Genomic DNA, 22,536 nt, shown 5'->3' with positions numbered 1-22,536 from the left:
ATCATGACGAAGGATCGGCCGCTTGGGCGCATGCCGTTGTGCAGCGCTCAGACTGCGTTGCGGGGGCGGGCGCCTGGCAAGGGCCGCATGCGTCGAGTCGCGTGGGATCGAGCACCACATGCTTGATCCGTCGGCGCTTCCAGGTGTAGCTGATGTGCACCAACCCGTCACGGGTCTGGATCGCGGCCGGATATGAAAATTCGTCCTTGGCGCTGTCTTCCAGCGTGAGCACTCGCTGCCAGTGCAGGCCGTCATCCGATAATGCGACCGCCAGCGTGCCGCGTCCCTCCCACCAGTTGTTGCCGGCGATGGCGGGGTTGTAGACCAGCAAGGCGCGGCCGTCGCGCAGCATCACCGCGTCGGTGCCGGAATTGGGGTTCTGCACATCCAGCAGTTGCATCGGCTGCCAATGCAGGCCGCCATCGTCGGAGAAGGTGCTGAAGAGTGTGTTCTGCCGGCTGCGGCCCAACGCCTGCAGACGACCATTCGGATACAGCAGCAGGCTGGGCTGGATCGCGCCGATCACGCTCGGCTGGTTGAGCGGCATGCCGCGCTGCCAGTGCGCGCCGTCGTCGTCGCTCCATTCCAGATGCGCGCGCCAGCCACGGTCTTCGCTGCTGCTGGGTGCCAGGATGCGGCCGCTCGGCAACTGCAGCGGCTTGTTCTTGATCGGGCCAAGGATGCCGTCCGGCAAGCGCTGCGGCGCCGACCACGTCGCGCCGTCGTCCATCGAGGTGAGCCGCAGCCCCCACCACTGCCGCGGGTTGGGGCCGAGTTTGTAGTACAGCTGTACCGGCCCGGTGGACGGTTGGAACAGCACCGGATTCCAGGCCGGCACATCGGTCCCTTGCTCGCCGGCGTGCGCGCCGTCGGCGATGCGTTGCGGTGTCTGCCACTGTTGCGGACCACGCCGTGCGAGCCAGATACCGACGTCGGGCGCGCCTTCGCGCGTACCGCCGAACCAGGCGGCCAGCAGCTGCCCATCGCGTGTTTCCAGCAGGGTGGAGGCGTGGGCCTGCGGCGTGGGGGCAGGGTCGGCGATGAACTCGCTACGCACGATGGGCGAGGCCGGAGAGACAGGAGAGCGTGCCTGCGCGCTGCAGGCAGCAAGACTGGCAACAAGGCAGGTCAACAAGGCAGGTCAACAAGCGCGTGGAAAACATCGGGGGCCAGTGCGGTGTGGATTCAATAGAGACCCGTTTATCATCTATTGAATACCTGTGCCTTGGTCATCCTACGCATAGGCGGCGGTGGGCGCCGATCACGCACGGCAAGGCAACCGGTCGGGCGCACCACCCATACGGTGTGGGGCGTGACGCAGGGTTTCAGCATGGCCACCGGTGCGGGCGCACAGCTGACACAGACCACCGGGGCCGACCCCGCGACCTGCCAGCAGACGGTAGGCGGGTCGTTCCAGTTGGGCAGCAGATAAGGATCGATGATGGCCGAGCGCGCTCGCTACCGCTGTACATCGTTCGCTGTGCTCAGGCCGCGTTGTCGTCGCGGACCTGCGGCGGCAACAGCGTCTGCGGCTTCTTTGCCGATTCGGTCTGGCACAGGAAGGCCATCCGGTGCGCCGCCTCGGTGCTGTCCATGGGCTTGCCGTGGACCTGCTCGGCGAACGCGTGCTGGGTGTGTTCCGCATCGGCGGGAATGGGGTCTTGCGTAACGGTGGACGAGGACATGCAACGCTCCTGGAACCTGCAATCAAGCCGTCTACGTCGCAAGCAAGCGCATCCGTAACGGGGTCAGCCGGTGATCTTGCCTGGAATCTGGTCCGCCCGATACATCCACGGTAGCGGGCGGTGCGGCGGCACCGGCCGTTCTGATAGCGGCGGCACGCGGCGCGGCTGAAGGGTCGGCGACGGAGATCTGCCTTGGGCGGCGACAGGCCCTGGCTTTCTATCGGCAGGCGCTGGGGGCACTCCCAACTGGTGCATCGCCACACTCCGGTGAACCCTCAGCTTGCGGTGGAACCGCCTTCACTGACGTAGTGCAAGCTCCGCCAGACCATCCAGGCGACGCTTCACATTCCGCCAGTCGGGCATATGGGCGTCGAGCAGTCGATAGAAGCCCTTGCCATGGTTGTGAAGCTTCAGGTGACACAGCTCGTGGAGGATGACGTAATCGATGCACACCGTGGGGACACGGATCAGTGCCAGATTCAGGCTGATCCTGCCCAGAGGCGAGCAACTGCCCCATTGCCGCTGCATCTCTCGCAATGCGAGGGGCGGTGGCTGCCTGAGCCAGCGTAGATGCGCGGCCATGTCGGCGACGCGCTGCGGCAACACCTGTCTGGCACGCTCGCGCTGCCAACGGTCCAGCGCGGCGCCTACCGCCTCAGGCGCCCGGCTGGTGACGCGTATTTCGATATAGCCGCCACGTAGGCGCACGCCGTCCTGCTCTGCGTCAGGGATCACCTTCAGCCGATAGCGTCTGCCCAGATGCAGCACGGTTTCGCCACTGACGTAGGCGTAGGGCGTGACGTGCCGCAGGCGACTTTCGATCGCGGTCAGGTGCAGGTGAATCCAGCGCGCACGCCGGGTGAGGGCCTGTCGTATCTGTGCGTCGGTTGCCTGCAGCGGCGCATCCAGCCGCACGCGACCATCCGGCTCCACATGGATCGCCACGCGCGTGATGGGTCGGGTGGGGGAACGGTGGATCTGGCAGCGAATCAGGCGCTCGCCATAGGTCACCACCATGTGGGCTTGTGGGGCGGCAGCTGTCACGCGCGGCTGCGCCCGATGCGCACGATGTGGATCACCTGGTCCACGATGGCCTTGGCGTGATCCAGCCCAAGCAGATCGAACATCGCCGGAAGCAGCGTCTGACGAATCTGGGACTCGATGCTGTGCGGGTTTAACGAATGTTCTGCCACCGCATTGCGCACCACCTCGTCGATGGTGATGGCCAGCGTCACCAGCGCCGTCATCCGTTCAGCGCTATTGGCCTCCATGGCTTGTTCGCCCAGGGTGAGACGAATGGCACCGAAATACGCACTGGCCTGCGGCTTGTCGGCGAGCGCTGCAGGAATTCCAGGGGTCTGTTCGCTTTGCAGGCGCTGCTCGAATGCGCGCAGCACCGCATACTGTTTCAACGGATGGTCGAACATCGCCTCTGCCTCGGCGATGGCCTGCCGCAGCAGCTCGCCGAAGACCTTTTGCGCGTAGGGATCGCCGGCCAGGTCCTGTTCGATGGTCTTGCGTAGCCGGGTCTGGATCAGATCCGCTTCGTTACGGGTCTTTTCCTCCGACCAGGTGTGCGGGTCCTGCGCCTGTCCCAGTTCGTGCACCACATAGGCGCCTTCCGGTTCACGGACCTCACGCCCGATCACCTGTTGGTCCACCAGCTTGCGGATCTGTTCTTCGTACACGCTGTAGTCCACCGTTTCCATCGCATCCTGGCGGGCCGTTAGCCGCAGGCCAGAGAAAAAGCGCAGATCCTGTTTGTAGCGATCGATCAGTGCGTCGGGAAAGGCGGTGTCTTCGAAGAAGCTGCGCGAGGACAAGGCGGTCTGCAGGCACAGGCCGAACGCAGTCAGTGCCGCATAGAAGTCCTCGCGCACGGCCTGGCGTTCGTCGTAGTCCTCGCCATCGGCGCCCCGCACGAAGTGCGGGATCAGCCGTTGCCGGAACTGTTCAAGGTCGCGGCGGTTGGTGATGCCGTCGAAGAACGCCCATAGCCGCGCATGCAGGGAGGGCAGGCGTTTGTACTCGCTGCTGACCGCGTGATACAGCCCCTCCAGGTCGGCTACGTCGAAGCCGGCCTGGGTGCGTGTCTCCAGATCCCGGTAGGCGCGCACGGCGGTATCCAGCTCCGGCAGGATGCCGCGGTAATCCACCAGCAGGCCGTGGCGCTTGGCATCGTGCAGGCGGTTCACCCGTGCTACCGCCTGGATCAGGTTATGGCCCTTCAGCGGTTTGTCGATGTACAGCACGCCATTGCGCGGCTCGTCGAAGCCGGTGAGCAGCTTGTCCACCACGATCAGCAGATCCGGCGCGCCCTCCCCGCCGAAGGCGTGCACCGTTTCGCGCTCGTAGTCTTCCGGGCTGATGCGCGCATCGGTCATCGTCTGCTTCCACCATTTATGGATGTCTGGCGCATTGTCTTCGTCCACCGTACTGTTGCCCTCGCGGGTGTCGGGTGGGGAGATCACCACGGCGCTGCTGGCCAGGCCGGTCTGGTCCAATGCGCGTTTGTAGCGGATCGCATCGCGCTTGCTGTCGGTGGCGACCTGGCCCTTCAACCCAAGCGGTTTGACGTGTTCCTGGTAGTGGGCGGCGATGTCCCAGGCGATGAGTTCGATGCGGTTTTCGGCGCCATACACCGCGCGCTTGCTGGCGAACTTTTTCTTCAGATCACTGCTCTGCGCCTCGGACAGCCCGGCGGTGATCTTGTCGAACCAGCGGTTCACCGCCGCTTCGTTGACATCCAGTTCCGGCACGCGTTCTTCGTACAGCAACGGCGCCACGGTCTGGTCTTCCACCGCGCGCTGCATCGAGTAGGCGTGCAGGATCGGGCCGAACTTGTTGGCGGTCTTTTCGTCCTTCAGCAGCGGGGTGCCGGTGAAGGCCAGATAGGCCGCATTGGGCAGCGCCTTGCGCATGCGTTCGTGGGTTTCGCCGCCGTGGCTGCGGTGGCCTTCGTCCACCAGCACAATCAGATCGGGCGAGGGGTTGCGGCACTCGGGCAGCTTGGCGGCGGTGGTGAACTTCTGCACCAGCGAGAAGGTGATGCGCTCAGTGCCCTGGCCGATGCGCTGGGCCAGGTCGCGGCCGGTGGTGGCCTTGCTGCGTTCGCCGTCCTTGCGGGTGGCGACCGCCGAGCCGAACGCGCCGCCACTGAGGAAATTGCGCGCCAGCTGGGTTTCCAGGTCGGTGCGGTCGGTGACCACCAGCACCCGGCATTCCTGCAGGGCCTCATCCAGCAGCAGCGCCTTGGTCAGGAACACCATGGTGAAGCTCTTGCCCGAGCCGGTGGTGTGCCAGAGCACACCACCCTCGCGGCCGCCATCGGGCCGAAACTTGCGCAGTTGTGCCAGCAATGCACGGATACCGAAGAACTGCTGGTAGCGCGCCACCAGCTTGCCCACCTTGCGGTCGAACAGCACGAAGTTGCGCAGAAACTCCAGTAACCGGGCTGGCGTGAGCACGCCGGCCAGCAGCCGGTCCTGCTCGGTGGGCAGCATCGGGTGCGCCCACAGCGCCTGGCAGTAGGCGCGCAGCGGTGCCGGCTTGCCGGCCAGCAGCGCATCGCGCGTGGCCGCGGGCAAGGCAGCGTTCTTGAGGCGATGCACAGATACTTCGTCGAACTGCTCATCGCGCCAGCGCGCCCAGAATTTGGCCGGGGTCTGGGTGGTGCCATAGCGCGCCTCGGTCAGGCTGAGCGCCAGCAGCAGCTGCGCGTAAGCGAACAGCTGCGGGATCTCCTCACTGCGCTGGTTGCGCAACTGCTGGCTGATGGCCTCGTCCACCATCGATTTGCCGGCATGCCCGGCAGCCGGGCGCTTGGCCTCGATCACCACCAGCGGCAGGCCGTTGACGTAGCCCACGATGTCCGGCGTGCGCGTGTGCGTGCCCTGCGCGGACAGCACCTCACACTCTTCGGTGATGTCCCAGCGGTTGGCAGCCGCATCGGCCCAGTCGATCACTGCGATGGTGGGCTGGTGCTTCTTGCCGTCGGGCATGAACTCGGTGACGGTGATGCCCAGCGCAAGTAACTGATACAGCCGCTCGTTGGCTGCCAGCAACCCATCGCCCAGCGGCAATGCCGACAGCTCGCGCACGATCTGGTCGATGGCGCCGGGCGAAAGCGGATACTCCTGGCCCTTGTAGGTGTAGCGCCGCGTTTGCAGTACCTCCAGCAGCCGCGGCACCAGCAGCACTTCGCGGGTGCTTCCGCGCAGCGCCAGGCACTGCGCGGCGCTGAGGTAGTGCCAGCCCAGGTTGCACAGCAGGTGCAGGGCGGGCAGCTGCGCGCTGGCCTGTTCGCGGGTGTCGGGGGCGCTGTGGCTCATGCGGCGCTCGCCTCCTCGGTGGGCAGGCGCACGCGGCGTTTGCCGGTGAGGAGTTGGGCCATGAGGGCGGATTTTTCGTCACGTAGCAGCTTTAGCTGGGCCTGGATCAATTGCACTTCCTTGCCTGCTTGGAATAGCACATGCGCGATCGCCTCTTGCTCCTTCACTGGCGGAAGCGGAACACGAATGCGCTGGAAATCCTTCCAGCGCAGGCTGCCGCGACGGTCCACGGATGCATTGATTGCTGAGGCAAAGATCTGCCGGTAGTGTTCGGTCTTCAGGAGCGCGAACAGATACGAGTCCACAACCCGCTCACTCGTCCTGAAGATGGTGTACATCGGGCTGACCAAGCCGGCGCCGTACAGGTCTTGATAGCCGATTGAGCCTTCATCGATATGATTGGTCGCATAGACAAATCCGCCCCTTGGGACCACCTTGTACGTGGACGTGTCTGCACTGAAGACCTGCTTCTTGAAATAGGTCAACGAATCAACCAGGCCATGGTGCTTGGTGCAGGACAGGACCGGGTGTGGCGCTGATGAACCTAATTTTTCGGAGATTTCTGAGGCTATCTCGCTGATCTGCAGGTAGTCCCAATCTCCCGGGATCGGTCCATACGGTGTGTTTTTTTGGTGTCCTTTCGCATTGAACTCCTCAAGGCGCGACTTGCCAGTCAGCACTTGCTGCGCAAGTAGCGCTTGTTGGGTACGGCAATTGATTAGCAGTTGCTCGGTGGTGGCGATCGCCTGGTCCCACGTGGAGATGATGCGGGCGATGCGATGCTGCTCGGCAATGGGAGGCAGCAGTACCGGAAATGCCTTCAACTGCGAAGAGTTGATGCTTGCGAGGTTGGTGCTGCGTTTGGCGCAACCCAGGAAATAAGTGCGTCCGTATTCGCTCCCAGACAGCGCGGATAAGAATAGGGGGTTGATCAGCTCGCGCTGCGCACGGACCGCGAAGACATGGTTTTGATGCAGGCAAGGGGCGAGCGCCCCATTCCAGACGGCACCTCGCCCCAGTTTGTCGAAGTCGCCGCCCTCGGTCATCAGGATGTCGCCCGCCTGGAGCGAGTAGCGATCGATCTGATGCCTTTCCACGGCAATCGTCTTTACCTCGCTTAGGTCGATGAAGCCATCCTGCACGTTCGCCACGCGAAGATAAGGAAGCTCCACCGGGTCAGTCAGACCAGTTTTCCCTTTCGCCACTCCAGTGCGCACATCCGCAACTTCATGAAGCGGTCGGCGGCTCCAGCCTTCAGGTAGCATCTGGCCCTTCCTTGCAGCTGTTCTGAGTAGCCACGTTGAATGCGATCTGACATGCAGGCGAGAAGTCCAATGCGAGGTTACCGGTTATGCGGGGGAGACATGTTTTTTGCATCACCTTACTATTCTCATTCGGAAGCACGTTTGCCTCCCTTCCGAGCCAGCTTCTCCACCGACTTCAGCGCTCTGATATCTTCTTCGTCTGCTGCCAATGCTTCCGCCTTGCGCCGCTTCGCATCGAACACCGCATAGCGCTCATGCGCGATTTGCTGCATCCTCTCGTGGCTGACAGTGCCGGCATCCTTCAACAACGGCCGTTCGTTGAATTCGACGAAGCGGTCCACGTACTGGCGCCAGTCGTCCATGCGCAGGTCCTGGCGCTGGCTGGCGCGGTCCTCGGCGTAATCCAGGAACATCGCGGTGATGCGATTGAGCTGAGTGATTTCCTCGGCGTGCAGGTAGTTCTTGGCCACGATGACATCGGTCTTGCGCACGCGTCCGGCCTTCCAGCCGGTCAGCGCCATATTGGGCTGGTCGGGGTCGGCGCGCTCCACGATCAGTTGCGCGGCGGTCTTCTGGGTGACGGCGTAAAGCATCTTGTTCTGCACCACGGCAAAGAATTGGCCGGTGGCAGTGTCATCGTCGCGGTAATCGACCGACAGGGCGAACAGGTCGCGGATCTTCTGGTAGAAGCGCCTCTCCGAGGTGCGGATCTCGCGGATGCGCTCCAGCAGCTCGTCGAAGTGGTCCCAGCCGGCCGGATCCTTCAAGCGCTCGTCGTCCATCACGAAGCCCTTGACCAGGTACTCGCGCAGGTGGGTGGTGGCCCACTGGCGGAACTGGGTGCCGCGCGGGGATTTCACCCGGTAGCCGATAGCCAGGATCATGTCCAGGTTGTAGAGCCTGGTGCGGTAGCGCTTGCCGTCGGCGGCAGTTGTCAAGTCTTCCTTGACAACTGTAGACTCCGCTAACTCATTGTCTGAAATGACATTTTTGACATGCAGGCTGATATTTTGCTTGGTCGTCTGGAACAGCTCTGCTAGCTCAAGTTGGCTGAGCCAGACGCTGCCGTTCTCCGCGCGCAGATAGAAGCGGGCGGCGCCATCGTCTGTGGCGTAAAGCACCAGTTCGCCATGCGACGCAGATGAGCGGCCTGCGGCAGGGGCTTGCGGAGTCGTCGGCAGTTCAGGCGGCGTGCGCTTATTCATAGCCCAGTTCCTTCAGATACCCAGCCATCTGCTCCTCCAGCCTGGCCAGTTCGGCCTTGAGCTGCTCGCGCTCGCGGCGCACCGCCATCAGGTCGATCTCGGCCTGTTCCTCGAAGGTATCCACGTAGCGGGGAATGTTGAGGTTGTAGTCGTTGCCGGCGATCTCGGCCGGGCTGGCCAGGTAGGCGTACTTGTCCACGCTCTGGCGCGCCTGCACGGTGTCCAGGATGCGCTGTAGATCGCTTTCGCGCAGCAGATTCTGGTTCTTGCCGTCCTGGTACTGCCGGCTGGCATCGATGAACAGCACGTTCTTGTCTTTTTTCTTGGTGCGGAACACCAACACCACCGCCGGGATGCCGGTGCCGTAGAACAGCTTTTCCGGTAGGCCGATCACCACGTCCAGCAGGTCTTCGTCGATGAGCTTCTGGCGGATGCGGCCTTCGGCGGCGCCGCGGAACAGCACGCCATGCGGCACCACCACGGCCATGCGGCCGCTGCGCGGCTTCATGGTGGCAATCATGTGCAGGATGAAGGCGTAATCGCCCTTGGTGCGTGGCGGCAGGCCGCGGCGGAAGCGGTCGTGCGGGTCGTTGTCGGCGCTGTCATGGCCCCATTTCTCCAGCGAGAACGGCGGGTTGGCGACGACGATGTCGAAGTCCTTGAGGTGGTTGCCGGCCAGCAGCTTGGGGTTGCGGATGGTGTCGCCCCATTCGATGCGGTGGTTGTCTTCGCCATGCAGGAACATGTTCATTTTGGCCAGTGCCCAGGTACTGCCGATGGCTTCCTGGCCGTACAGCGCGTACTTGCCGGTGCCGGTGCGCTCGCGGATCAGGCGGCCGCACTTGAGCAGCAACGAGCCGGAGCCGCAGGTGGGGTCGCAGATCTCGTCGCCTGGTTGCGGGTCCATCAGGCGCGCCATCAACGCTGAGACTTCCGGCGGGGTATAGAACTCACCGGCCTTCTTGCCGCTGCTGGAGGCAAAGTTCTTGATCAGGTACTCGTAGGCGTTGCCGATGATGTCCAGCTGGCCAATGCGCGAGGGGCGCAGGTTCAGCGCGGGCTTGGCGAAGTCTTCCAGCAGGTGGCGCAGCAGGTCGTTCTTCTGCTGTTCTTCGCCGAGTTTATTGGCGTTGAAGCTGATGTCCTGGAATACGTCGCGCAGCTTGCCCAGGTTGGCGTCTTCGATGGCGTGCAGGGCGGTGTCGATGCGCTCGCCATTGCCGGGACGGTGGCGCTGGTCGTACAAGGTGTAGAAGTTGGCACTGTGCGGCAGCACGAAGCGCTCGCTCTTGAGCAGTTCTTCGATCAGGCCGGGCTTGTTGCCGTGTTTGGTCTTGTAGTCGTCATAGTGGTCCTGCCAGACGTCGGAGACGTACTTCAGGAACAGCATGGTCAGCACGTAGTCCTTGTAGACGCTGGGATCCACGGTGCCGCGGAAGGTGTCGCAGGCGCCCCAGACGGCGGCGTTGATGGTGTCCTGGGCGATATCGGTCTTGCTCATGAAAATTCCAAAGGCTTAGGCGAGTAGGCGCTCGGCGAAGATCGCCAGCTCGGTGGTGCGGTTGTCGATCAGTGCGTGGAGGGTGGCGCGCTCGGCCTGTGCGGCCCGCTCCAGCGCAATGGCCGCGTGTTGCAGTTGCAGTGGGGGTAGGCGGATTGGGACCATGTCCAACACTGTGCGGCGGATGCTCAGCTGGCTGCTGCCCTCCGCCGACTGACGCAGATAGCGTTGTGCCGGCGGCTGATTGAGTTGCCATGCGAGGAAGGCAGGTAACAGCCGCTGCGGTGCCTTCACACGGATGACATAGATGTGCGGGGAACACAGCGTGCGTGGCGGCGGTGCCTGTGCCAGCGCTGCGAAGGTGCTGGCCCCTCTGGCGATGAACACGATGTCCTGATCCAGCAGCCAGTCGGGTTGTTTGCGGCCTTCCACCTCTGTTGCGACAAGCGCGTCGTAGGTGTAGAGCCCGGCACGTGCGACGTCCCTGATCTGGACAACGCGCACGCTGCCCCCGGCAACCTCAGGAATCGACCCGCGAAACGGGTGACCCATGCGGACGTCCGCATGCCTGGCAAGCGTGGAAGTGAGTGCATGATCGACCATGAAGCGAACGATGAAGTGCCGTCAGTCGTTTGTCAATAAAATTATGCTTCATTGAATTTGATGCAATAAAAATGGATGTGGGGCGGTCCATTGCCTGCTAACCTCATGCTCAAGCAGAGGGGTCTGCTGATGAGAGGCCATGCGATGGAACGTGATAACGGTATGAAGCAATCTTTTGACGGTGATGGCTCTGTACGGGGGTATTACCTGCCCGAGCATGCGCAGGACCGCCTGCGGAAGCTTGGCGAGCACATGCGTTTTCTCGCGCGGATTGCGCAGCCGCGCACGCGTGAAGAGGAGCAGGCTCCGCAACCGGCGATTCGGATGGACGAACTGGCGCTCTGTATGGAGTTGCTGGCAGAACAGGTGCGTCTGATTCTGGAGGAGACGCGCTGGCCGGCGACGTTGCACGCACCTGTTTGAGAGAGGCGGCGGGTGAATTTGTCAGCGCTGATGCGTGTCGATCCGTATGCACCTGTGCAGTGCGTGATGCATTCGCAGCTAGCCCTTGGCCGGCAGCAATTGCCGGCGCGCCATCCATGGATTGGGGAGCGCAAACAGTGTCAGTACCTGCGTGGTGCTCTTCACCAGGCCACGATTGTAATGACCCACTGACACGCTGCTCACGTGTTAGCTTTCAGAGAAGCTATCGATAGCGGACCTTGACGTCACCAACCCGGCGATCGATCACCTGAAACGGATGTTCCACTTTCGCCCGCGGGTTGGCCTTGGTGTGCTCCCAGGGCTTGGCCCACTGCGATTGGCGCCGAGGCATGCGGCAACCCGCGCACTGCGTGACTGGGTCGGCGCGATAAAGTGGAGTTCTTGCGCTCAGTGCGTCGTTCGCTGCCGACGATTGGGTTTCAACGGATTTTCAGGAGCAAGTTATCGAGTCAATTTTTCAAAGGTTGCATGGACACCTTCCTGGAGCCGCAGCGCGGCATCCTTGATGAATGGGTCCGCCAGCAAATCCTCTGCCGTGGCACGATCTTGGCCAATCATGCGGTTAAAAAAAGCGACGATCTCTTGCTTGCGTTCAGAGGGCAGATGTTGCAGCTCATCCATCAATGGAAAGTCTTCCTTTGACTTTGCCAGGGAAATGCCCAAATAGCCCATGTGGTAATCCGGGCGTTTGATGAAATGCACTAGGAGTTGGGCAGCGCTGTAAACGTCCCGTCGATGACTTGCTTGCAAATTCATCTCGATATAGCCGGGTGTGCCTATGCTGGCGGACTCACCCTCTTCTCCACCCAGCCCCATATCGATTAGCCGGAACATTTTATTGGACCGGTCGTACATGACGTTGTTGTGTGAAACGTCCTGGTGCACGATTCCTATTTCTTCACAGCGGGACAAGGCAATCAAGACATCTCTCATCAGCTGCTTTGTCATGTCAAGGTACTCCGGCGCAGTGATCGTCCGCTGCTGCAATGCCGGGCGCGCGAGCTCGACCAGCTTGCCGACAGTGGTGCCGTGGATTTTTTCCAGCAATACGCCCAATACGTTGTCGATCTGCGCCAGACCGTAGGCACGCATGACGCGAGTCCCCTCATCCAGTGACACGGTCATGTGATATTCCCTGTATATGTTGGCTTTGTGCAACGAGAGGGAAGTTTTTGGATCGGACGCATTTTCCTGGAAGCCCTTGTCATACAGAGTGGTCGGGATCGGATCTTGGGGATCTGGGTTCAACATTGCCTTGAAGACAAAGTCCCGCCCACAATTTTCCCCGGATCGCCAGAAATCCTCGGCCAGACGGACAGCATAGGCTCTCCCGGAAGCGCCTTTGCCGATCGGCTGCATGTTCTTGAGGCTTTGGTCATTGCCGGCGTGCGTTGACTCAAGCCGTAGAGGGAGAAAGCCGTTCTCGATTTCCGGCGCGCCAGGCTTCAACGATGACAATCGCCTGATCAGTTCTGAACGCCGAGAATTGGTGGTGAGGTCCCTTATTGTGCGCGGACTGAGCGAAACACTCTGTTGACGATAACGCCTGTCACGTGCCTGTATTCTCTCGTTTCGCAGGATGCCGGAGGCACTCGAAGGAGACGGTGACAGGGCGGCAGAGCCAGGTGTAGGCGGGTCGAGTAGCGATCCCAGTAGCGGCAAATGGGCGTACGGCGTCGATGTGCGGCTGGAATTGGAGCCTGGCGTTGTCGGTGTGCTGCTGTCCATGGACAGCGAGCGTGAAAGCGAACGTGGCACTATGACTCTAGGAGGTCTGTGATCTACGTTCAGACTCAACTTTGGGATAGAGGAATCTTTGCTTCCGCTTACCCTTCTTTTTTTCAGCGGCCTGAGCGGGTGATCCTGGCCAGGGGCGGCTGGCTCATGGTGTTCGGATGCTGGATGCGTTGATGTCTCGGATTGATCGCCATCCGCTTGCATGCCATGTGGTACAGCCGGGTGAGTGTCCGAGATCTTCATGGTGACAGAAACGTGCCGTAATCGTTGGAATGAGTGGCTGGTGAATCGTAAGCAGTTGTCAGGCCAGGCATGACGACATAGCTGCAATCTCGACCGGACCATCGGGCGGACTCTTGCGCAACCTTCTACCCAGGCATGCAGTGCACGCGGAACCTTGATACGAGGTCGTGTGAGGCAATGCGAAGTGATGTGCAATTGTGGTAATGCGCGCACTAAAAATGCGTGATTAAAGCAACGAACAGACGATGCTTCTCAGGCGAACTCCTCAACAGCTCAGCCAGATCCGAATGCGCCTTACTCTGCGATTCGTTCACGGGAAATTGAATTCGTCGATCAGCTGGTCCCTGTGGGCAGGAGGCGTAGCCTCCCCGCGTCACGTATGAGGAGTCTGAAGCTATGCGCATCCAGCCACACATCAGCCGTCATGTTGGTTCGTCTTTTTCGCCCGCTCCAGAGGCACCTGTTTCAGTTGAAGATCTCCCCGCTCCCAATGGCTGGCCCATGGGGCTGGGATCGTTAAGACAACGTTTGCATAGGAAAAATTCCTCTTCCGTGCACGCGTCCGGGAGGCACACCGGCGGAGACGTCATGGCCGAAATTCAGGAAGCAGAGGCAGTGTACGATGCATTCGTGGTGGCCAAGTATCTTGCCGATCCACTGCATGGCACTGCAGACAATACGGCGGAACTGATCGCTGAATTGCCCAACTCGGGCGAACCGGAACATTCTCCGGAAGCCGACCAACCTGCGCATTCCCACGAGCACACGCCGGGCGATCACACGGCACTGCCGGCAGACCATCAGACTCAGCCTGGTAACGGCGCGGAGCACCCTATGGATGCGCATCCGATCGAGCCTGAAGCGCACGAGAGCATCATGCACACCCTGGCTGAAGAGGGGGCGCCCGGAGGCGTTGCCGATCTGGCAATGAGCTTGGGCATCAGTGGTGCCATGCTGCCGCTCTCTGGCCTTGCGATCTATGCCGCTTACAAGGAAACCCGCGAAGTGACTGAACAACGCGGTGCGCTGCGGCAACGCAAACGTCAACTGGAGTCGGAGAGGGCGTTGCTGCGACCTGCGTTTGGGAGCGGCCCATTGGGTGCAGTTGCAGGCGCTCAGATCCATGCCTTGAGCGAAGCGATCGATACCGTCGCTTACCAACAGCAGCGCAACGCACGTGATGGCGCCATCGCGATGACCTCAATGGCGTCTGCAGGCGTGATCTTTACCAAGGCCACGACAGAGCTCGGCATCCAGGGCGGGCTGGCACTCGGGGCCAAGAACGCAAATGCTGCTGGCTTGATCGGCCACAGCACCGCCGCCGCAGGCGCCGCGTCGGCGGCCGGTATTGCCGGCACATTCGTGTTGGCTCCGCTGGCAAGCGTCGCTGCCACCGCACTGGGCGGTACGTTCCTGCACCAGTCACGCAAGGAAAAAAAACGCGTGGTTGCCGATGTGGCGCGTGTGGAAGACTTCCTGCAACACCTGGAACCGGGCGAGCTCAGCCCAGGCGCGCAACGCTACCAGCACTTCTTGAGCATCAAGCTGGCCCAGCGCAGCGGATTCGCCGGCAGCTTCAACAACTGGAACAAGGGCTTTGTCGTTGGCGGCGTCACCTACACGGCCAGCACCTTGACCAAAGCCGGAGTCAGTACCGCAGTCTTGCTTGGTGCAGCCACCGTGGCCGGGCCCGTGGGCACGGGTTTGGTGGTCGGTGCCGGTCTGCTGGGTGCGGTGACAATGGGGGTTGGTGGACACCAGTTCCTGCTGGCGCATGGCAAGCAAAAACGCTATCGCAAGTACGAGACTGCAGACCTTCCCGGCGTGGATCGGGCATCGCTTGCCGTGGCCGACCTGCTGCCCGCGACCGAGGCGGGCCTCGCTGCTGTAGCGGGTGGAGAGGACCCGTATGGCGCACCGCCCGTCAGTGACCGTACCCGGGAAGAAGCCTCGGATACCGTCGTAACCACCGATGCTGGCGACCCGCAGGTGTCTGACCACGTCATGCCCGACTCAGCCGGGCACGCAGTGACTGCCCAGTCGGTAGCGAAGAGCCGGATATCGCCTGCAGCCGACGACGCGTCGTCGGTGATGGACGCAACTGCTGCCGTTTCGCAGCATGGATTTGAATTGCGCAGCGCCCTGTACGCCTGTATCGACGGTCAGGAAAAAGCACGGGAAGAGCTCTTGCAGGCCTGCGCCAGCGATATGAACAAACGCTATCGGGCAGTGCCTCGCTCTACCGATCAGAGCCCAGCAACGGGTCAGGCGGCTCACCCGTCCTCGCTTGCGAAGCGAGCCAAGGCAGCGTTTTTTGCAGGGGCGACCTACGGGCGAGCAGTGCTCACCGGCAAACCTCGCGTGGCTGGCGAAAAAGCAGCGCGAAGCTATGCAAAACATACCGATACGTTGACCGAAACAGCGTTGGGTCAGTGGCTGCAAACGCCAGGCTCGGTCAAGCCGCAGATTGCGTACATGCAATCCTGCCTTGAGTTACAAAAGAAATATCTAGAAGCAAAGCTACGGTTGCGGGTGGAACTGCCGGCGGTGGATGCTGCAGGTGGTGCAATCCACCACACGCAAACCATAGCCACCACGGCTAGGCAGGCGCAGGAACGCCTGTCCACGCAACTGCATGAAGCGCGTGAGCGCGAAGAATTTCAGTTGCGATCCGTCAGCCTGATGTTGGAAGAACTGGACATGGCAAACAAGGAACTGGCAAGCGCGGACATTAGAGAAATCCGCCGAGCAGAAAATAGGATGCAGGGGTTGCAACAGCGCCTGATCGGTGCGTTGACCGCAAACGCGATCACGCCGCAGCCAGGAAGTGCGGGCTTTGCGCATTTCTGCATGAAGCAGGCCAGGCGGCACACTACCGACGTACGCGGTACGTTGCTGGCCACCGAAATGCAGGCCGCGCGCATTCGTGAAGAGGCTGAGGCAGCGGCAACGGCGTCATTCAGCTCTTGAGCGATCAGCAGCCGTGGCGTCGTTGCCAGTGGGATGCACCTGGCGCCACGGCCGGGGGGGGCTGACAAAACGTGGCGAGCAGTCTTCAGTGTATGCGGGCGGGCGCTCATAGCCGCAGCGTAGGAGCGGTAGGTACCGATTCGTAGCGAACGCCATGCCCGCCTGACGATGAGCGCGGTGGTTTCCTGGCCGATGTTATTTCGTCGGCGTGATCCACACCTGCTGCTGCAGGCCGCGCACGCTCGGCTTGGCGGTGTTGTCCAGGTCGAACACCACCACGGTGTTGTCGCCCTTGCGCTGGAACGGCGCTGGGAAATACAGCGCGGTCTGCGGCCCGATGGACCAGTGGCGGCCCAGGTTGACGCCATTGACCCAGGCGATGCCCTTGCCGAAGGCGCGCATGTCCAGATAGGTGTCGGTGGGGGTGCCGATGCGCAGGTTGCCGCGGTGGAAGGCGGGGCCTTGCACCGGCTTGCGGGTCCAGCCGCGCAGGCTGTCGGGTGAGCGCATCGGCAGCGGGAAGGCCTGCCAGCCGGTGAGTTGTTGGTTGTCCAGCAGTACCGGGTCGACCAGGCCGGCACGGCCGTCGGCCATGCGCGGGCCGTAGTTGATGCGGCCGCTGTTTTCGACCAGGACATCCAGCGTGTGCTGGCCAGCCGGAATGTCCACCTCGGTGGAGACCTGCTGCAGCCGGCGTTCGACGCTGCCGACCGGCGTTTGATCGACATAGACGCGTGCTACGTCGCGCACCTCGCCCAGATACAGCGCCCCCTTGCGCGGGCCGGTGATGGTGGTGCGGTAGAGGATGTAGCCGTAGTCCTGGCCGAAGTGTTCCATCGGCTGCGGGGTGTCGATGGCGATCGGCGCGGGCAGGTTGTCCCATAGCGATGCCGATTCGCGCAGTTGGGTGTCCGGCAGTGCGGCCATCGCAATCGGTGCCGGCAGCGCGGGCGGTTGCACGCCGGTGACGCGGGCGATGGCATCGCGCATCAGTGCGAACTTGGGCGTGGGGCGGCCGGCTTCGTCGAGGATGGCGTCGTAGTCGTAGCTGGTGGTCTGCGGCGCGTAATGGTCGCTGGGATTGCCCTGGAAGTTGGCACCATTCATGAAGCCGAAACTGGTGCCGCCGATGAACATGTAGAGGTTGGCCGAATGTCCCTGGCGCAGGATCCACTCCAGTTCTTCGGTCTGTTGCTTGGCATCGGTGCTGGCGTGCGGCGTGCCCCAATGATCGAACCAGCCGGCCCAGTATTCGCCGACCATGCGCGGTTGCTCGGGGCGGAACTTGATCAGTTTGTCGAACGCGCTCTTCGCCTCGCCTGGCGCGAAATTCACCACTGCCAGGGTGTCGGGCAGGGTGCCATTGACGAGCATGTCCGCACCGTCCGAGGTGAACAGCAAGGCCTTGTCGAAGCCGGCCTTGACGAACATGGCGCGGTTGTCGGCCATGTAGGCGTGGTCGTCATCGTAGGAGCCGTATTCGTTCTCCACCTGCACTGCGATGATCGGGCCGCCATTGTGGTTGAGCAGCGGTTGCACCTGTTTTGCCACCGCGTCCAGATAGGCCTGGCTGGCGGCCAGAAAGCGCGGGTCGCGGCTGCGCACGCGGATGTTGTCCTTGCCGAACAGCCAGGCCGGATACCCGCCGGCTTCCCATTCGGCGCAGGCGTAGGGGCCCGGGCGCAGGATGACGTTGAGGCCTTGTGCGGCGGCTTCCCTGACGAAGGCGGCGACGTCGTTGTTGGCGGAGAAATCGAACTGGCCTTGCTGCGGTTCGACCAGATTCCAGAACACGTAGGTTTCCACCGTGTTCAAGCCGAGTGCGCGTGCTTTCTGCAGGCGATCCTTCCAGTAAGCGCGCGGAATGCGCTGGAAATGGATGGCCCCGGACAGGATCTGGTACGGCTTGCCATCGCGCACGAACTGCGTGCCCTGGGTGGCGAAGGCGGGCCAGGACTCGGGCGTAGCAGCGGCGGCGGGCAGCGCGAGCGCCAGGGCCAGGACCAGGGGAGCAAGAGTGGTACGCAGCATGGAGGTCTCGATGTAGGTGGGGCCGGTGGTGCGGGTGGATGGGGGCGCTGGTGTTTGCGTTCTGCCCTCATCCGCCCTGCGGGCACCTTCTCCCGCTTGCGGGAGAAGGAAGAGCAATTCCCGCTTGCGGGAGAAGGAAAGAGCAATTCCCGCTTGCGGGAGAAGGATGAGCAATACCCGCTTGCGGGAGAAGGAAGAGCAATGCCGCTTGCGGAGAAGGAAGAGCAATACCGCTTGCGGGTGCGTTCGGCAGCGGTGCACTTGCGTTACGCGAACGACGGTGGCAGATCCTTCTTGTCTGCGCCGAAGGCCGGGTTCGGCTTGGGGCCCATCGCAAATTCCAGCGTGCCGCCGGCAGCCAGCTCGGTGTGACGCAGCCAGGCGCGGGTAAGCGATTTGCCGTTGAAGGTCAGCGCTTGCACATAGACGTTCTGCGCGCTGTTGTCCTTGGCCACGATGCGCAGGCTGCGGCCGTTGCCCACGTCCAGCGTGGCGCGTTTGAACAACGGGCTGCCGAGCACGTAGTTGCCGCTGACCGGGTCCACCGCATACAGGCCCAGCGCGCTGAGCACGAACCACGCGCTCATCTGCCCGCAGTCTTCATTGCCGGACAGCCCGTTGCGCGCGTCGTGGTATTGCTCGCGCAGCAAGCGGCGCACCATCGCCTGGGTTTTATACGGTTGGCCTGCGTAGGCGAACAGATACGCCACGTGATGGCTGGGCTCGTTGCCGTGCGCGTACTGGCCGACCAGGCCGTCGATATCCGGCGGCGCATCGGCCGGCAGGTCGGAGCTGGTGGAAAACAGCTCGTCCAGTTTGGCGACGAAACCCTCGCGGCCGCCGTACAAGTCCATGTAGCCGTACAGGTCGTGCTGATTGAGGAAGGTGGCCTGCCAGGCATTGGATTCGGTGAAATCGCGCCACTTGGCCATATGCCCCATGCCGCGCGGGTCGAACGGTGTGGCCCAGCTGCCATCGGCAAGCCGCGCCTGCACGAAGCCACTGTCGCGGTTGAACACGTTGCGGTAGTTGCGCGAGCGTGCGCGCAATGCGCGTGCATCCTCAGTGGCACCGGCGGCCTGTGCTAGGTGCGCGCAGGCCCAGTCGTCGTAGGCGTATTCGAGGGTGCGGCTGACCGCTTCGTCCACCTTGTCGGCGGGGATGTAGCCGAGCGTGCGGTAATACCCCAGGCCATGGGTGGTGTCGTCCATGGCGCGTTTGCGGTACGCCGGCCACGCGGCCTTGTAGTCGATGCCGGTAAAGCCCTTGGCGTGCGCTTCGGCCAGCACCACCGCGGAGTGGTAGCCGATCATGCAGCCGGTTTCCACGCCTTGCAGCGGCCAGATGCCTACGCCGTCCGGGCATTCGTTGGCCCCGCGTACCAGGCATTGCACCAGATCAGGCACGCGCTCGGGCTGCACCAGGGTGAGCAGCGGATGCGCGGCGCGGTAGGTGTCCCACAGCGAGTAGGTGCTGTAGTTGTGGTAGCCCTTCGGCGCGGTGTGGATCTGCAGGTCCATGCCGCGGTAGCGGTTGTCCACGTCGCTGAACAACGTTGGCGCCAGCAGGCTGTGATACAGCCCGGTGTAGAAGATGCGCCGTTGTGCTTCGTCGTCGGTGTCGATGCGGACGCGGGCCAGTTCCTTTTCCCAGGCGGCCACCGCCTGTGCATGCACGCGCGTGAAGTCGAAGTCCGGCAGTTCGGCGTCCAGGTTGGCCAGCGCGTTGTCGGCGCTGACCGCGGAGATGCCGACCTTGATCAGCAATGGCGCCTGGGAGGCATCGGGGAAGTGCAGCGCGGCCTTGAGGTGGGTGCCGTCGCGGCTGTGCGTGCCGGCGGGCAGCGCTTGATCTTCGTCGTACAGCTGCACGCTGGCGAATGGCCGCGACAGGCGCATGGCGAAGTAGATGTAGCGCCCCTTGGCCCATTGATAGACACGACGGCCGCCAGTCAGTGTTTGCGTGTCGACCACGCGCAGCTGTGCATCGCTGACGCGGGTTGCGATGCCGGGCTTGTCCTGCATGCCGTGGCACAGGTCCAGCAGCACATGCGCCGGCTTGCCCTTGGGGAAGTGGTAGCGGTGCAGGCCGGCGCGCGCGGTGGCGGTGAGCTCGGCATGCACGCCGCTGTCCTTCAGACGCACGCGGTAATAGCCGGGCGAGGCGGCTTCATCGCTATGGTCGTAACGCGAGCGGTAGCCGGCATCCGGGTTGTCGAGCGGGCCGGGCACCAGTTTGACCTCGCCGGTGGCCGGCACCAGCAGGAAATCCAACATGTCGCCGATCCCGGTGCCGGACAGATGGGTGTGCGAGAAACCCATGATCGAACCATCGGACTCGTGATAGCCCGAGCACGAATCCCACACCGCGTTGTAGGTGTCCGGGCTCAGTTGCACCATGCCGAACGGCAACGTCGCGCCGGGGAACGTGTGGCCATGACCGCCGGTACCGATGAAGACATCCACATGCCGGGTGAGATCGGCGCGCGTGCGCGCATCGGCCGGTAGCGCGTAATTGCCAGCGCGCGCACGCGCCAGGCAGGGCAGGCCCACGCTGCTAAACAATGCTGCGGCGATGGCGCCTTGGAGAAAACCGCGTCGTGTTGCCATGTGTCTGGTCTCGGAGTTTGCGGGCCGATGCCGGGGCACCCATATCCGCCCTTCGGGCACCTTCTCCCGGCGGGAGAAGGGAAGATCAAGTGCTGTGTCGTTCCGCCGGGAAAGAGAGGATCCGGCGTTTCGGACAATCAGCTACTACGCAGCAGTTGGGGTTTGCGTTGGGACAGGTCGATGATCAATTCGCCGAACAAGGTGTTGGCCCAGGCAAACCAGTCACGGGTAAAGGTGCTCGGGTTGTCCTTGTGGAAGGCCTCGTGCATGAAGCCGGTGCCGGCGTGGGTGGTCTTGAGCCACTGCAGGCATTGGCGCAGTTGCGCGTCGTCGTCGCTGACCAGCGCGTACTGAATGATCGACATCGGCCAGATGGTGCCTATGCCGCTGTGCGGGCTGCCCACGCCCTCGGCAGCGGTGCCGCGCGAGAAATACGGGTTGCGCTCGCTCCACGCCAGCTGGCGGGTGCGCAGGAACACCGGGTCGGCGCGGTCGCAGCAGCCCAGGTAGGCCAGGCTGAGCAGGCCCGGCGCGTTGGCGTCGTCGATAAACAACTGGTTGCCGAAGCCATCCACTTCGAACGCCCAATACGCTTGGCCATCGCTGTCGCGTTGCTGGCCGAACTGGCGCGTGGCGGTTTCCACTTCATCGGCCAGTGCGGTGCATTCGGCGGCAAACCCTGCGTCGCGATGCAAGGCGGTGGTCATCGTGGCCAGCTGCCGCAGCGAGGCCACCGCAAACAGGTTGGCCGGCACGAACAGCGGGAAGACGCAGGCATCGTCGGACGGGCGGAACATCGAATGGATCATGCCGTTGGGTTTGGTCGGCTGGCCGTAGCCTTCCAGCACCAGGGTTTCGGTGGCCAGCGGCGAGGGGCGCTGGAACACGTACGGGCCGCGGTTGTCCTTGCGCTGCTGCTCGCGGAAGGTGCGTACCACCACGTGCATCGCCTCGCGCCAGTCATCGTCGAACGGTGCGGTATCGCCGGTGGCGCGCCAGTATTCGTGCGCGATGCGGATCGGATAGCACAGCGAGTCGATTTCCCACTTGCGCTCGCCCACGCCGGGTTTCATTTCGGTGATGTCGTTGAGCGACCACTTCAGGCGCTGGGTCTGGCCATCGGGCAGGAACGCGTTGGCGTACGGATCGAGTCTGATGCAGGCGGCCTGGCGCTGGATCAGGCCATGGAACATGCGCCGCAAGGCGGGGTCACGCTTGGCCAGCGGCACGTAGGGGTGCACCTGGGCGGAGGAATCGCGCAGCCACATCGCATGGATGTCGCCGGTGATGACGAAGGTGTCCGGCTTGCCGTTGCGGGTGCCGGTCTCCACCGTGGTGTCCAGCGTGTTGGGATAGCAGTTCTCGAACAGCCAGGCCAGTTCGGGGTCGGCGATGCGCGCGCTGATCTGCGCGATCTGCTGCTCGACCGCCTTGCTGACAAAGCGGCGCTGCGCCCTGGGCGGACGCTTGCTGACGAAGCCACCGACGCCGCGGGTGCCAGGGGTGGATGCCGCCGCAAAGGCGGGCAGGGCGCTGGCGAGCATGCTGGCGCCCGCGCCGGCACCGAGCAGTTGAAGGATGTCGCGACGGGTGTGCATGACCTCAAGACTCCGTGGGTTTACTTGGCAATCGCACGCGTGAAGATCGGCGCCGGACGCCGCGGGAGCGCAACGGTGGCGATGAGACCTATGCATGACCAATTCCGGATGACCATACAACGTGTGCAACGCAGATGCATAGTGCGCCCGCACAATCCGGTGCGGTCTCGCTCCTGCTTCGGCAGGTTGCATATGCCGACCATGCACAGCTGGACATGCGCGCGCATGGCACAGGCGATCCACCCCGGCGAGGTCGATGCGCGCTCGCCTGCCAGGCGTTCGGAGTCGGCCGCTGCCTCACTGGGCTTGGTCGA

14 protein-coding genes and 1 pseudogene are annotated in these 22,536 nt (G+C 62.9%); 2 read left to right on the top strand and 13 right to left on the bottom strand.

Annotated elements, in window-relative coordinates:
* Position 1 precedes the first annotated feature (1 nt).
* The 8 genes from HG421_RS12910 to HG421_RS12875 all read right to left on the bottom strand — a co-directional run bounded on the left by HG421_RS12910 (position 2) and on the right by HG421_RS12875 (position 10,590).
* On the bottom strand, positions 2 to 1,135 hold the full coding sequence (locus HG421_RS12910) for a sialidase family protein (RefSeq protein ID WP_169706717.1): 1,134 nt from the start codon (positions 1,133 to 1,135) through the stop codon (positions 2 to 4).
* A gap of 349 nt (positions 1,136 to 1,484) precedes the next feature.
* Positions 1,485 to 1,685: a hypothetical protein gene (locus tag HG421_RS12905; protein ID WP_064507411.1), complete on the bottom strand. Its 201-nt coding sequence runs from the start codon at positions 1,683 to 1,685 to the stop codon at positions 1,485 to 1,487.
* A gap of 297 nt (positions 1,686 to 1,982) precedes the next feature.
* Positions 1,983 to 2,702 carry a M48 family metallopeptidase gene (locus HG421_RS12900; RefSeq protein WP_169706716.1) on the bottom strand — a complete coding sequence of 240 codons (720 nt, stop codon included), beginning with the start codon at positions 2,700 to 2,702 and terminating at the stop codon, positions 1,983 to 1,985.
* A gap of 23 nt (positions 2,703 to 2,725) precedes the next feature.
* Positions 2,726 to 6,016 carry a type I restriction endonuclease subunit R gene (locus HG421_RS12895; protein ID WP_169706715.1) on the bottom strand — a complete coding sequence of 1,097 codons (3,291 nt, stop codon included), beginning with the start codon at positions 6,014 to 6,016 and terminating at the stop codon, positions 2,726 to 2,728.
* Positions 6,013 to 7,281: a restriction endonuclease subunit S gene (locus HG421_RS12890; protein ID WP_169706714.1), complete on the bottom strand. Its 1,269-nt coding sequence runs from the start codon at positions 7,279 to 7,281 to the stop codon at positions 6,013 to 6,015. Before HG421_RS12890 ends, HG421_RS12895 begins: the two co-directional genes overlap by 4 nt.
* Before the next feature lie 125 nt (positions 7,282 to 7,406).
* Positions 7,407 to 8,486, bottom strand: a complete 1,080-nt coding sequence (locus HG421_RS12885) for a virulence RhuM family protein (RefSeq protein WP_169706713.1) — start codon at positions 8,484 to 8,486, stop codon at positions 7,407 to 7,409.
* Complete coding sequence (locus HG421_RS12880; protein ID WP_169706712.1) at positions 8,479 to 9,987, bottom strand: type I restriction-modification system subunit M; 1,509 nt, start codon at positions 9,985 to 9,987, stop codon at positions 8,479 to 8,481. Before HG421_RS12880 ends, HG421_RS12885 begins: the two co-directional genes overlap by 8 nt.
* Positions 9,988 to 10,002: 15 nt before the next feature.
* Positions 10,003 to 10,590, bottom strand: a complete 588-nt coding sequence (locus HG421_RS12875; protein WP_169706711.1) for a restriction endonuclease subunit S — start codon at positions 10,588 to 10,590, stop codon at positions 10,003 to 10,005.
* Positions 10,591 to 10,752: 162 nt separating this feature from the next.
* On the opposite strand from HG421_RS12875, the gene HG421_RS12870 reads away from it, so the two are divergent.
* Positions 10,753 to 11,013: an XAC0095 family protein gene (locus tag HG421_RS12870; RefSeq protein ID WP_169708186.1), complete on the top strand. Its 261-nt coding sequence runs from the start codon at positions 10,753 to 10,755 to the stop codon at positions 11,011 to 11,013.
* Between the two features lie 78 nt (positions 11,014 to 11,091).
* Here HG421_RS12870 and HG421_RS12865 read toward each other — a convergent pair.
* Together HG421_RS12865 and xopAU are read right to left on the bottom strand one after the other, a co-directional pair.
* Positions 11,092 to 11,359, bottom strand: a pseudogene (locus HG421_RS12865) (hypothetical protein); the annotation flags it as partial.
* Positions 11,360 to 11,475: 116 nt separating this feature from the next.
* Positions 11,476 to 12,975, bottom strand: coding sequence for a XopAU family type III secretion system effector serine/threonine kinase (xopAU, locus tag HG421_RS12860; RefSeq protein WP_282434638.1), 1,500 nt, complete (start codon positions 12,973 to 12,975; stop codon positions 11,476 to 11,478).
* 435 nt (positions 12,976 to 13,410) lie between these two features.
* Here xopAU and xopK point away from each other — a divergent pair, with 435 nt between their 5' ends.
* Positions 13,411 to 15,984: a type III secretion system effector XopK gene (gene xopK, locus HG421_RS12855; protein WP_282434616.1), complete on the top strand. Its 2,574-nt coding sequence runs from the start codon at positions 13,411 to 13,413 to the stop codon at positions 15,982 to 15,984.
* A 195-nt stretch (positions 15,985 to 16,179) separates the two neighbouring features.
* Here the strand turns inward: xopK and HG421_RS12850 are convergent, their stop codons facing one another.
* The 3 genes from HG421_RS12850 to HG421_RS12840 all read right to left on the bottom strand — a co-directional run bounded on the left by HG421_RS12850 (position 16,180) and on the right by HG421_RS12840 (position 22,222).
* On the bottom strand, positions 16,180 to 18,015 hold the full coding sequence (locus HG421_RS12850; protein WP_169706708.1) for a glycoside hydrolase family 35 protein: 1,836 nt from the start codon (positions 18,013 to 18,015) through the stop codon (positions 16,180 to 16,182).
* Positions 18,016 to 18,281: 266 nt separating this feature from the next.
* Positions 18,282 to 20,624, bottom strand: coding sequence for a GH92 family glycosyl hydrolase (locus tag HG421_RS12845; protein ID WP_169706707.1), 2,343 nt, complete (start codon positions 20,622 to 20,624; stop codon positions 18,282 to 18,284).
* Positions 20,625 to 20,761: 137 nt separating this feature from the next.
* Entirely contained in the window at positions 20,762 to 22,222 is a 1,461-nt protein-coding gene (locus HG421_RS12840; RefSeq protein ID WP_169706706.1) for a glycoside hydrolase family 125 protein, read from the bottom strand.
* Positions 22,223 to 22,536: the final 314 nt, after the last annotated feature.

This window comes from Xanthomonas campestris pv. badrii, from assembly GCF_012848175.1.
In the GTDB taxonomy this organism is placed as follows: Bacteria; Pseudomonadota; Gammaproteobacteria; order Xanthomonadales; family Xanthomonadaceae; genus Xanthomonas; species Xanthomonas campestris_C.
Note: the sequence above shows the minus strand (reverse complement) of the source record. Positions and strands in the feature narration are given on the sequence as shown.

Coding starts and splice junctions, on each gene's coding strand:
- HG421_RS12895 (WP_169706715.1), bottom strand. CDS start 6,016: ATGAGCCACAGCGCCCCCGACACCCGCGAACAGGCCAGCGCGCAGCTG.
- HG421_RS12840 (WP_169706706.1), bottom strand. CDS start 22,222: ATGCACACCCGTCGCGACATCCTTCAACTGCTCGGTGCCGGCGCGGGC.
- HG421_RS12880 (WP_169706712.1), bottom strand. CDS start 9,987: ATGAGCAAGACCGATATCGCCCAGGACACCATCAACGCCGCCGTCTGG.
- HG421_RS12870 (WP_169708186.1), top strand. CDS start 10,753: ATGAAGCAATCTTTTGACGGTGATGGCTCTGTACGGGGGTATTACCTG.
- xopK (WP_282434616.1), top strand. CDS start 13,411: ATGCGCATCCAGCCACACATCAGCCGTCATGTTGGTTCGTCTTTTTCG.
- HG421_RS12905 (WP_064507411.1), bottom strand. CDS start 1,685: ATGTCCTCGTCCACCGTTACGCAAGACCCCATTCCCGCCGATGCGGAA.
- HG421_RS12850 (WP_169706708.1), bottom strand. CDS start 18,015: ATGCTGCGTACCACTCTTGCTCCCCTGGTCCTGGCCCTGGCGCTCGCG.
- HG421_RS12845 (WP_169706707.1), bottom strand. CDS start 20,624: ATGGCAACACGACGCGGTTTTCTCCAAGGCGCCATCGCCGCAGCATTG.
- HG421_RS12875 (WP_169706711.1), bottom strand. CDS start 10,590: ATGGTCGATCATGCACTCACTTCCACGCTTGCCAGGCATGCGGACGTC.
- HG421_RS12890 (WP_169706714.1), bottom strand. CDS start 7,281: ATGCTACCTGAAGGCTGGAGCCGCCGACCGCTTCATGAAGTTGCGGAT.
- HG421_RS12900 (WP_169706716.1), bottom strand. CDS start 2,702: ATGGTGGTGACCTATGGCGAGCGCCTGATTCGCTGCCAGATCCACCGT.
- xopAU (WP_282434638.1), bottom strand. CDS start 12,975: ATGCAAGCGGATGGCGATCAATCCGAGACATCAACGCATCCAGCATCC.
- HG421_RS12885 (WP_169706713.1), bottom strand. CDS start 8,486: ATGAATAAGCGCACGCCGCCTGAACTGCCGACGACTCCGCAAGCCCCT.